At 25.2% G+C, this 11,177-nt stretch carries 11 protein-coding genes; 8 read left to right on the forward strand and 3 right to left on the reverse strand.

The features are described 5' to 3' along the window. Positions 1-51 precede the first annotated feature (51 nt). The 4 genes from KGF38_RS15145 (at position 52) to proC (ending at position 5,929) form a co-directional block, all read left to right on the forward strand. Complete coding sequence (locus tag KGF38_RS15145; protein ID WP_054269982.1) at positions 52-2,787, forward strand: PAS domain-containing sensor histidine kinase; 2,736 nt, start codon at positions 52-54, stop codon at positions 2,785-2,787. A gap of 106 nt (positions 2,788-2,893) precedes the next feature. After that, the gene (locus KGF38_RS15150; RefSeq protein ID WP_054269983.1) at positions 2,894-3,502 is read left to right on the forward strand and encodes a DNA-3-methyladenine glycosylase; all 609 of its coding nucleotides are present in this window, start codon (positions 2,894-2,896) and stop codon (positions 3,500-3,502) included. Between the two features lie 993 nt (positions 3,503-4,495). Continuing rightward, positions 4,496-5,086 (forward strand): helix-turn-helix domain-containing protein, encoded by a 591-nt coding sequence (locus tag KGF38_RS15155; protein ID WP_407812164.1) that lies wholly within the window; start codon positions 4,496-4,498, stop codon positions 5,084-5,086. Positions 5,087-5,125: 39 nt separating this feature from the next. Then, positions 5,126-5,929 (forward strand): pyrroline-5-carboxylate reductase, encoded by an 804-nt coding sequence (gene proC / locus KGF38_RS15160; protein WP_074178987.1) that lies wholly within the window; start codon positions 5,126-5,128, stop codon positions 5,927-5,929. Between the two features lie 83 nt (positions 5,930-6,012). Here proC and KGF38_RS15165 read toward each other — a convergent pair whose 3' ends face one another. After that, on the reverse strand, positions 6,013-7,185 hold the full coding sequence (locus tag KGF38_RS15165) for a DUF1002 domain-containing protein (RefSeq protein ID WP_054269986.1): 1,173 nt from the start codon (positions 7,183-7,185) through the stop codon (positions 6,013-6,015). A gap of 266 nt (positions 7,186-7,451) precedes the next feature. On the opposite strand from KGF38_RS15165, the gene KGF38_RS15170 reads away from it, so the two are divergent. Next, a complete protein-coding gene (locus KGF38_RS15170) occupies positions 7,452-7,925 on the forward strand; it encodes a type I restriction enzyme HsdR N-terminal domain-containing protein (protein WP_021384283.1) in 474 nt (157 codons plus the stop codon). A gap of 215 nt (positions 7,926-8,140) precedes the next feature. Here the strand turns inward: KGF38_RS15170 and KGF38_RS15175 are convergent, their stop codons facing one another. Together KGF38_RS15175 and KGF38_RS15180 are read right to left on the reverse strand one after the other, a co-directional pair. Continuing rightward, complete coding sequence (locus tag KGF38_RS15175; protein WP_153885237.1) at positions 8,141-8,281, reverse strand: hypothetical protein; 141 nt, start codon at positions 8,279-8,281, stop codon at positions 8,141-8,143. Between the two features lie 12 nt (positions 8,282-8,293). Next, positions 8,294-8,449 carry a hypothetical protein gene (locus KGF38_RS15180; RefSeq protein ID WP_176702483.1) on the reverse strand — a complete coding sequence of 52 codons (156 nt, stop codon included), beginning with the start codon at positions 8,447-8,449 and terminating at the stop codon, positions 8,294-8,296. Between the two features lie 185 nt (positions 8,450-8,634). Between KGF38_RS15180 and KGF38_RS15185 the strand changes: the two genes are divergently transcribed. The 3 genes from KGF38_RS15185 to KGF38_RS15195 all read left to right on the forward strand — a co-directional run bounded on the left by KGF38_RS15185 (position 8,635) and on the right by KGF38_RS15195 (position 11,105). Next, on the forward strand, positions 8,635-9,291 hold the full coding sequence (locus KGF38_RS15185) for a pentapeptide repeat-containing protein (RefSeq protein WP_054269987.1): 657 nt from the start codon (positions 8,635-8,637) through the stop codon (positions 9,289-9,291). Positions 9,292-9,638: 347 nt separating this feature from the next. Then, complete coding sequence (locus tag KGF38_RS15190; protein ID WP_054269988.1) at positions 9,639-10,142, forward strand: hypothetical protein; 504 nt, start codon at positions 9,639-9,641, stop codon at positions 10,140-10,142. A gap of 45 nt (positions 10,143-10,187) precedes the next feature. Continuing rightward, the gene (locus tag KGF38_RS15195; RefSeq protein WP_054269989.1) at positions 10,188-11,105 is read left to right on the forward strand and encodes a DUF11 domain-containing protein; all 918 of its coding nucleotides are present in this window, start codon (positions 10,188-10,190) and stop codon (positions 11,103-11,105) included. Positions 11,106-11,177 lie beyond the last annotated feature (72 nt).

Raw genomic sequence — 11,177 nt, forward strand, 5'->3', positions numbered from 1 at the left:
GTAACATATTTATAGGTAAAACTATATAAAAATGAAGAAGTGGTGGGGAATATGGAATCTAAGGGAACTTTAAGCAAGAATAAGGTCTATATACTAGCTAATGGGGTATTTTTGATTATTGCACTTTTAAATATAAATTTGTATACAGTTTCTATAAATATGTATAGGATAATTTTACTTTGGATATTTGGATACTCTATAGTTTATATAACTAGTTTTAAAAAAGACGAATTTATAAATATATTAAAGTCAGGGTGTCTCGTATTAGTTTTTGTAAGTATTTTAGGCGTAGCAGATTTAAAACTTCAAACATTCCAAATTGTATTACTAAATTTAAGTATAATTAATATGTCTACTTTTATATATTTAACCATTTCTAAAGTAAAAAATTTGAGAATAAGCCCTGTATTAATCTTTTATAGTGCTTTTGTCATAGTAGACTATTTTATAAGAAATATTTTTAGTGATTTTAACTGGAATATGATTATTATATTAGTTAATATTGTCGTGTCGTTGTTTAATTTGATATATTTATTGAATAAACTTGATAGCACAGTTGAACACTATAAGTTAATAAAAGATTTATCATATTTTGCTTTTTTTACAACTATTATAGGATTTATAGCAATTTATTTTAGTGTAGTAGATACAGAGAGATTAATAGGAGTAGTGTATTTATTATTATGTAACCACACTTATTATGTATATGTATACAGTCTCAATAATAGAATAGTATATCCATATTACGAGCTTGATTATATAAATAAAAAATTAAGTAGAAAGTCAGAGCAATTAAGTAAGATAAATTTAGCTATAGAAAAAGATATGACTATACAAAGAACACTAAAGAATTATATAGACCAAAGGAAAGAGTTATTGAGACAAGCTCTTGATACAATACCAAACGTATGGATAGTAACGGATTATGATTTTAATATAAGTTATACAAATAATAAGTTTAAAGATGAATTTTCAAAAGATATGAGTAATTTTTATAAAATATTAACTTTTGTCAAAGAAGATAAAAATGTAGCTGAGAAATTAAAAAAATTTGACAATGATATAAGTATAATCGACAAGCAGGTAGAATTAAATGATAAAATCTATTTGTTGAGTTTAAGTAATAATAAAGATGAAAGTAATTACTTAATAAGCTTAAATGATATTACAAATGAAATCAAAATGGATGAGGAAATAAGACATATAAATAAAGATTACAAAAACATTATATTAAATATTCCATCCCCTATACTTGTGAGGAGTGCTGAAGGTGGTATAAAGAAGAATAAGATAATTAGTATAAATAAGAAATATGAAAAGAGTTTTAGATGTAATTCCAGTGATTTAGTTGGTATGACATTAGAACAGTATTTTGAAACTTTCAATATAGATTTCTTTGATAATAGAGAATTTAAAAGATTAAATCTTACACAAGAAAAGAAAGCTGAAATAGTAAGTTACAATGATACAGCAAACTGTATAGTTAATTTTGTAATGTCTGATATAGATGGTGAAGACCGTGTTGAAGAAGTTAGAGTTGGAGACTACTGGTCAGATAATAAGCTATTTAAATTGCTTACATTTAGAGATATAACTAAAGAGATAAATATACTTAGAATAGCAAATGAACAAAAGATAATATACGAAAAATTACTTGATGCTATACCAGAGGCTATTTTTCTTGAAGATTTAAGTACATCAAGAGTTCTATATACAAATAGAGCTTTTAGAGAATTATTTGGAATTTCTAGTGATGTATTAGGAGCCACAACGCAAAAATATAGAAATATATTAGTAAAAAAATACATAAATAATTTAAATATAGGAGAGAGAGAAAAGAGCATTCACATAGTAAACGAAAATAATCATATTAGAGAAGTAAAGATGATATCAAGAACATTGTATTTTGGACAAAAGAGAAGTAGAGTTAGAATTATTAAAGATTTGAGTGTACAAAGAGAGTCTGAAAGACTTAAGAAAGCACTAATAAAACAGAGACAATATGACCAAATGAAGATGGAGTTTTATGCTAATATATCTCATGAACTTAAGACTCCTTTAAATAATATATACAGCTCAGTTCAACTTGTCGAAAATCTTTATAAAAAAGGAAAAATAATAGATTTTCAGAATATACTAAAAGAACATATACAAATAACTAAACAAAATATGTTTAGATTATTGAGATTAATAGATAACATAATAAATATTTCTCAAGTTAAGTCAGAGATATATAAGATTAAAGCAGTTAATTTTGATATTATCGATATAACAGAAAGAATAGTTACATCTATTAGCAGTTATGCTAGGTCTAAGGGAATAGATTTGATTTTTGATACAAATGAGGAAACTATGAGGGTAGGGCTTGACCCAGAATCTATAGAAAGGATAATATTGAATATATTATCAAATTCTATAAAGTTTACTTTAGAAGGTGGAGAAATTCTTGTAGGTATCTATAAAAAAGGTGAGACAGTAGAAATACTTATAAAAGATACTGGAATAGGTATAGAAAAAGATAAATTGAGTGACATATTCAATCGATTTAAACAAATTGAAAATAGTGGTATATCAAATGAATTTGGAAGTGGGATAGGATTGTGTCTTACAAAATCATTGATTGAAATTCAAAATGGGGAAATTTACATAGACAGCAAAGTAGGAGAAGGGACTGAAGTGAAGATTATATTCCCAATTAAAGAAGTGGTTGAAGAAGTCTATGATAATTCAAATTATAATGACAATATTGAAAAATTCGAAATAGAATTTTTTGATATATACAAATAATAAATATTGAAATCTATTATTTGTATACAATCATAAAATAAGTTGATTTTATTTATGTTTTTAGCTAGACTTAGTTTATTGCAAATAAATTTTATGAGGTGAAGTTTTGGAAAAGGATTTTTTTAGAAAAAATGGTATTGATTTAGCCAAATCAATATTGGGCAAATATCTTATAAGAAAGTATGAAGATAAAACAATCGTTACTAAAATCATAGAGACAGAAGCCTATATGGGTATAAATGACAAAGGAGCACATGTATATGGTGATAAAAAAACCGACAGAACGAAGCCATTATATTTAGATGGTGGGCATATATATGTTTATTTAATTTATGGGATGTACAACTGTTTAAATTTATCAGCAAATGTAGAAAACACACCAGAGTGTGTATTAATAAGAGGTGTAGAACCTATAACTTCTTTAGATGAGATATCTATAAATAGATACAATAAATCTTATAATAATTTGAGTAAATATCAAATAAAGAATATTACTAATGGGCCAGGAAAGCTTTGTAAGGCTCTAAAAATAGATAGAAGTCTAAACAGCAAGAGTATAATGGGTGAAGAATTATATATAAGTGATTTTTATTATGATGATGAAGGAGTAAAGGTATTTAGTAAGGATGATATAGATATAAAAACTAGTAAGCGTATAAATATAGATTATGCAGAAGAGGCGAAAGATTTTTTATGGCGTTTTTATATAGAATAAGTCTTTATGTAAGTGAGATATATATTTATTAAGTGAGATATATATTTATAGGAAAAATTTTCTATAGATATATATCTCACTTTTTTTACATAATTTTTAATTTAATAAAAATAAATTTATGAATTACAAACATATTTTAATAAATTTATAATTATTTTACTAATATAAATAAAGATATATTTTGGCGAAATTAGCGATTAAAATTAATTTTTTCTCTGTATTTTATCAAAAATGATAAAATTTGTATAGATAATTAACTTATTTTATAAGTAATTAATTAATTATTAAAGAATGAAGAAATTTTGACAAAAAAAGAAATTCTATTTAGAATAGAGATATATTTAAAAGAATCCTATAAAGATGATGTTATATTTCTTATAGTAAGCAATTCTTATTAAATAAAAAATTAGATAATGTATTTTAAGAGGACATAAAGCACTTCAATAACACTTGACAATCTAAAAATTGACAAGTCTGTATCTAAAAAATATGTATAATATTAAATTGTAAAATAGAAGATGTTGCAGAGTAAAAAAAGACATTGAATAGATGTCATTAAATTGTAAGATTATGTTATAATTATAAAAAAGGATGTAATAATGTGTAGAAATAATAATATAATAATTTGAATTTTTAATAATTAAATTTAAATAAGACATGCAACATATAAAATATAATTTAGATATATTGATTAGATAGGATATATTAATAAGATTAATACATTAGTATGAATTATTTTGATAATATATTGAATCATATTAATAACTTAAGTTTTATTATATAAAAAATAAATACTTATAAAGAATAGATATTTAGTTGGCAAAGTTATATAAAAATATGTGAAAAATAAATCTTAAAAATATAGACAAAACAAAAATAATAAATTATAGTAATACTAATAAAATTTTTAAAGAGTGAAATAAAATAGGTATAATAGCCTATATTTATATTTTTGTATTTATATTATGAAAAAATTAAAATTATTTAGGGGTGATGGTTTTGAATAAGGACATAGGAGCAAAAATAAAACAACTTAGAACTCAAAAACAAATGACACTGAAAGATATGAGTGAAAAAACAAACTTATCAATTGGTTTCTTGTCACAGCTTGAAAGAGGATTGACAAGCGTAGCAACAGATTCCTTAGGAAAAATAGCAAGTGTATTAGATGTAGAATTAACATACTTTTTTATGAAGCCAAAAGAGCATAAAAGAGCTGTATTGAGAAGTTATGAGAAAGAAGTGTTTGATGTAGAAAATTCAACATTTATACATTATCATTTATCATCTAATTTAAAAGAAAAAACAATGTTGCCAAGACTAATTGAAATTCTTCCAAGTAAGAGTAATGAAGATATTTGTTGTTATGTACACAAAGGTGAGGAGTTTGTGTACGTGCTAGAGGGTACTCTTACAGTATTTTTGGGTGATGAACAAATAGAAATGTATCCAGGAGACACAATACACTATAATAGTGAAAAGAACAATCATAATTGGGTTAATTACACTAATAAATTAGTAAAGATTTTGGTTGTAAGTATCCCAAATCCATTTGAGAAATCTGATACAATTAAAGAAGTTTAAATTTTAACTATTAATATTAGCTAATAAGGAGGTACTATAGTGAAAAAAATTGGATTCATAGGTGCAGGAAATATGGCAAGCGCTATGATAGGAGGGATAGTAAATTCAAAATTAGTTGAACCTGATATGGTTATAGCATCAGCATATAGTCAAGAAACTCTTGATAGAATATATAAAAGTTTTGGAATAAAAACTACAAAAGATTCAAAGGAAGTAACTAGAAACTCTGATATAGTGATTGTAGCTGTTAAACCAGATATATATGATGATATTTTAGAAGAGATAAAAGATTTTATAGATGATAGTAAAATTATAGTTACAATAGCAGCAGGAAAATCTATAGAAGATATAGAGTCAATAATAGGAAATGATAAGAAAATAGTTAGAACAATGCCAAATACTCCAGCTCTTGTAAATGAAGCTATGTCTTCTCTTTCTATAAATAGAAATATAAACAATGAAGACTTAGAAGCAGTTACAGAAGTATTTAATTCTTTTGGAAATACTGAAGTAGTGCCAGAATATCTTATAGAAGCAGTAATTGGAGCGAGTGGTTCAGCACCAGCATATGTATTTTTATTTATAGAAGCTATGGCAGATGCAGCAGTAATTGCAGGTATGCCAAGACAACAAGCATATAAATTTGCATCACAAGCAGTTATGGGTTCTGCGAAAATGGTACTTGAAACAGGAAAACATCCTGGTAAGTTAAAAGATATGGTATGTTCACCTGGAGGAACTACTATAGAGGCAGTTAAGGTACTTGAAGAAGAAGGTTTTAGAGCCTCTGTTATAAAAGCTATATGTGCATGCATAGATAAATCTAAAAAGATGAGTGAGTAATAAAAATTTATTGCAAGAAAAAGAATTGCCTTTCATAGAAAATTTCTATTTTAGGCAATTCTTTTTCTTTATTTATTTAATTTTTAAAATAAGCCTGAAAGCCAATTTTTTATTTTTTCAAAAAAACCAACTGAATCATCGTTATTTGATTGATTTTCTGAATTATTTGTGTCCTCGTTATTTGATTGAGAGTTATCTTTATTTTCATTGTTAGTTGTATTATCATTTTCTGAGTTATTTGAATTACTATCATTATTTGAATTAGTATTATCTTGTGGATTTATTTGAACACCTTCTGTAGAGTTTATTACAGCATTAGAGCCAAGAGACTCATCATTAGTGTTATTTAAGATTCCTAAATCTTTTTTATCTCCACCTGAGAATAAACCAGAGAACCAGTCTCCTATTCCACTAAACCATCCACCAATGGTGTCTAATATACCAGAGCCTTTAACACTTTCACCTAATTTCTTTAATTGCTCATTTACATTATCTGATACATTGTCCAATGTATTTTTCATGTTATTGTAATCATAATCTTGGTCAGCTATTTTTTTCATTACACCCTTAATTTGTTCTTTTTGCTCTGGTGTAATAGTAATATTGTAATTATTTACAACATTGTTTATTGTATTTGCTATTTGATTAGTATCTTTTGTTCCATTTTTTACAATTTCTGTTTTTATATCATTCATTACACCAGTTGCTTTTTCCTGGCCTATATCATCTCCTAAATCACCTGTAACTACCAATTCTTCAGAAGCAATCTCTTTCTTTGTCTCATCAAGTTTCTTTCCTGAAGCATCTTCAAATGCCTTCATAATTCCTGTTAATGCACCAGTACCACTTACAGGATATGGAGCAGCAGCGATAACATTTGCATCTTCAAGTCCAGCTGTTGTAAGTGTTGAAGCAATCATTGAGCTAGTTACCCAAGTTAAATTTGCTGTTTTAACATTAATTCCATTTCCTTTTTTAGTAGGTTCAACATATGAACAAGATATAGTAACTTTTCCAAGCTGACCTTCTGTTGCAACACCTTGTAAATATTGTCTTTCTTCTGCATTTGTTACATCTAAAACTAAGACTTGGTCTTTTTTTACTCCAAAGTAATTAAGCATTTGTTGCTTTTGAGATTCTGATAAGTTAGCTCCAAGTGTAACTACATTTGTGCCATCTGCATAAGAAAGGTTCATACTTCCAAGTACAAGCATTGTAGATACAATAATAGAGCTAATTTGTTTTTTAAACTTCATAATATTCCTCCTAGATTTAACATACATTACATTTTCAAATATACTTTTTATTAATATATTGAATAAAAATATGTGCTACATTTCTATTATACTAAATATAAACTATTTTTTAAATCAATGCGATTACAAGATTGTAATAAAAAAGGGAATATAAGGAAGATAATAAAAAAATAATTTTTGTAAGAGATTGAAAAAACAATTAATGTAGTATACTATAATATAGAAATGATTATGATAATGTTATAGAATCGGAAGGAGAAAAATAAATGTCAAAAGAATTAGTAAAAGACAGAGTAATAAAATATTTAATAGAAGACTTATTAGTACCTCAGGATATGATTGATACAAATGTTGAATTAGCGGAATTTGAAGAAGGCGCAGAAGGAGTTTTAGATATTATTGTAAATGTTAAAGATGAGGAAGACTATTATGCACCTGTAATGATAGTACAATGTTTGGATGAAGATGTAGAGCTAGAAGGCGAAGTTTTACAAAAACAAATAGAATTTTTAGAAGAAGTGGATAATATAACTATGTCAGGTAGATTAGTTTTAACTAATGGGGATGCTATGATGTATGCTGATTGGAGAGGCGAAGAATACGATACTGAGGCAGCTCTTCCAACTTATGATATAATGGTAAAAGAGTTTAATGAAATGGAACAACAGGTCAAAGAATTAGAAGAACATCACCATCACGATGAAAATTGTGGATGCGGATGCAATCATCATGAAAATTAAACATTAAGCATATATATTAAAAGGGGCTGTCGCATGAGCAAATTAAATTTGTTCTGTGATAGCTCTTTTACCTATCTTAATAAGTACATTTTTAATTATTTTATATAAAAATAATACATTCTGATAGAATATTTTCTTTACCTCTGCTTAAAAATCTTCTGAAATTCATATTTTGTTTTACTTGAGTGAAAGCTATACTTCTATTCATCCTAAATTTATACCCCTGCGGGCTTATAATTCTTTTTAAGTTTTCTTTTCTCATGGAATAACTTAGATACTTGTAAGTTTTTAGTTCTATTCTCAAGAGGAATCTTACTATTACTGCCATTTACACTGGCAATTACTACACTCTTCACAAGTGTAGCAAGTTATTTTACTTTTATAGCCTGTTTTTGATTTCCTTTAGTAAATTCTAAATCATCTATGTTTTTGTCTTCTAAAATTTCTTGTATTTTATATAAAATCATAGCATTATTCCATGCATATTTACTAGAAGTATCTTTATTGTTAAATTCATCATTCATTTTACAAATCTCCTAAGTTTAATTATATTATATCAAAAAGACAGCATTTTATTATTATAAGTAATATATAATAAAGTTGTTATGGCTGAGATTATATGTTAATATTAGAAATAATTATATAAAAAATAATTATTATCAAGTGTATATACTTATAAGTATATGAACTTTTAAATTACGGAGGAAGAATGAATAATACGCAAAAGATAGAGACAGGATTAAAATACAATAAAGCAAAAAAAATGGACAAAAACTTTATGTATCAAGACTTAAAAAGAAGTAACTGTTATAACACTGATTTTTCAAATTCAAACTTTAATTTTACAAGTTTAAGAGGAGCTCACTTTAAGTCTTGTAACTTTTATGGGTGTACGTTCAAATCAGCAGAAATAATAGGAGCAAACCTAAAAAGAAGTAAATTTAAAAATGCGAAATTTGAAAATACTATATTTGAAGGAGTTAATTTAGAAGAAGTAGATTTTTCTGGTACTAAATTTAAAAACGTAATATTTTTAAATACAGATATAACTAAAGCTAAAAACTTTGATATAAATTCACCTCAAATAAAAGTATTTAAAGCAATGCCTATTATAGAGATGAGTGAAAGATTAGAAAATGCAATAAAATTTGCAATGGAAAATAAGTATGTTAAAAAATCAAGAACTTTAGATACTAAAGATGGTGGCATTAATTATATAAGTATAATGGTACTTTTAGAAAACTTTAAAGAAAAACAATTAATAGATGGATTGACATTAATTGGAGAAAGAATAGATAAGGAATTTTGTACACTAAGTTATATAATGAAAAATTTAGAAGTTTATAAATCTGAAGGTATATTATAATTTATGTCAAAATATACTGTAAAATGTTATCCTCTACAAAGAAGGTAGCATTTTTTTATACAAGGGTCTATCCAAAAAAGATAGACTCTTTTTTGTTAGATAAATAAAAAAATACCACATGAAATAATTATTATATAATACCCAACATTTAGTATATATACTAAAGTAATAACTTGAAAAAATATTAAGCAAGGGAGTTAATGTGAAAAATATATAGATGATACAAGACTTTTTGGTTATTTAGTATTAATAGTTTTAATATTATATAATATATTAATAGGTAGAGAATACCACATTATAAATTTTTCATTGTATTGAAGAATACACTAAAAGGGAGAAAAAAGAATATGGATTATAGTATAGGTGAAATGACATACAATATATCTTGCTTTGGAGAATTACATCCACTAAAATATTTTAAACAATTTACTACGTATCAAAATATACAATTATCTAATAAAAAGTCTAAAGATTATAGAATAGAATATACAACTCCATCTATAGAAATATACTCATTAAAATTATGTGATACAAAAATAGTGGATACAATAAAAGGAACTTCATTAGAAGGGCAACATTTAAGTGGGAAAAATCTTATTATATTGGGTAATATTAATATGAGTTTAATATTAAAATATGAAAATACCAACAAAAAATGTAAGCGTAATAAACATAAAAAAAATAAAGTATTAAATATTATGTTGCCATTTAGTACTTTCATAGTTATCCCAAATTATGATAGTAATGAGGAAAGAATTAATCTTAGATACTTTGTAGAAGACGTAAGTGTAAAGCTCAATCAGAGTAAAATATTTGTAAGTGTAACTATGTTAATGCAATATTTAGAGTAATAATAATCTAATATCTAACAGACATAAATAGAAAAGAGTGATGTAATGAAGGTAATAAATGAATGTAGGATAGACTTTCAATATAGATTATCACCTAAAAGTCCTGTAATAGTAAAGACTATCTGTAGTAATGTAGTTTCTACTGATATAGTAAAGGATATATTAAAGATAGAAAAATATGTAGATAAGAAACATTCCTATTCTTTTGATATAGTAACATATACAGTTTGCATTTCAAATGTTAGTAAGTATATTGTAACTAATGCATTTTTTCAAGATAAAATTCCAACAGGGACAAAATTTATAAATAACTCAGTAACTATAAATAGTATAAAGAAATATTTCATAAATCCAGAAAAAGGGTTTAGTTTGCATGATATTAATTCAGGAAAATGCATAATAATAACATTTAAAGTTATAGTATTACCTCATTATCTCTGTAATACAATAAAAAATTGCTCCACTATAGAACATGACTATATTTACAATATTGAGATGTCTCCCACTAGAGTAGTAATGAAAAGTAATAAAGTGAACACACATGTTGAAAATAAAGTATTTAAATCATTACAAGTGGATAACAATATAAAAATATCTCAAAGAATAGATAAAATAATCGATATAAAAGTAAAAGTAAATATACTAGAAACAAAGGTTGTTAATACTCCTGCTAATGATGTATATAGAAAACAAAATTCTGATGTATGCACCTTTATTATTTTAGGTAACATAGAATACGAAATAAATTATAAACTAAAATGTAAAAAAACTAATAGAAAAAACAAAAACCAAAAAATGAAAACTAAAATAAGTGTTTTTGGATTTTCTTGTAACATGCTTGTACCTATTGGTATTACCTATTTAAATAAAGATAATATAAAAATAAATATTGAAAATACATCAACAAGCCAAATTTATAAAGGTAAATTGTTTGTTAGCTCAAATATATTACTATATTATTAAAACCATCGAATATTATCAAGTATAATCGATGGTTTTTTATAATAAAGAAATAAACTGTATAGTATTTATAAA

Origin of the sequence: Clostridioides sp. ZZV14-6387, from assembly GCF_020657835.1 — a bacterium.
In the GTDB taxonomy this organism is placed as follows: domain Bacteria; phylum Bacillota; class Clostridia; order Peptostreptococcales; family Peptostreptococcaceae; genus Clostridioides; species Clostridioides difficile_A.

Bases quoted from the DNA above. Each gene is read 5' to 3' on its own strand.
- KGF38_RS15145 (WP_054269982.1), top strand. From the start codon at position 52: ATGGAATCTAAGGGAACTTTAAGCAAGAATAAGGTCTATATACTAGCT.
- KGF38_RS15155 (WP_407812164.1), top strand. From the start codon at position 4,496: ATGGTTTTGAATAAGGACATAGGAGCAAAAATAAAACAACTTAGAACT.
- KGF38_RS15165 (WP_054269986.1), bottom strand. From the start codon at position 7,185: ATGAAGTTTAAAAAACAAATTAGCTCTATTATTGTATCTACAATGCTT.
- KGF38_RS15170 (WP_021384283.1), top strand. From the start codon at position 7,452: ATGTCAAAAGAATTAGTAAAAGACAGAGTAATAAAATATTTAATAGAA.
- KGF38_RS15180 (WP_176702483.1), bottom strand. From the start codon at position 8,449: ATGAATGATGAATTTAACAATAAAGATACTTCTAGTAAATATGCATGG.
- KGF38_RS15185 (WP_054269987.1), top strand. From the start codon at position 8,635: ATGAATAATACGCAAAAGATAGAGACAGGATTAAAATACAATAAAGCA.
- KGF38_RS15190 (WP_054269988.1), top strand. From the start codon at position 9,639: ATGGATTATAGTATAGGTGAAATGACATACAATATATCTTGCTTTGGA.
- KGF38_RS15195 (WP_054269989.1), top strand. From the start codon at position 10,188: ATGAAGGTAATAAATGAATGTAGGATAGACTTTCAATATAGATTATCA.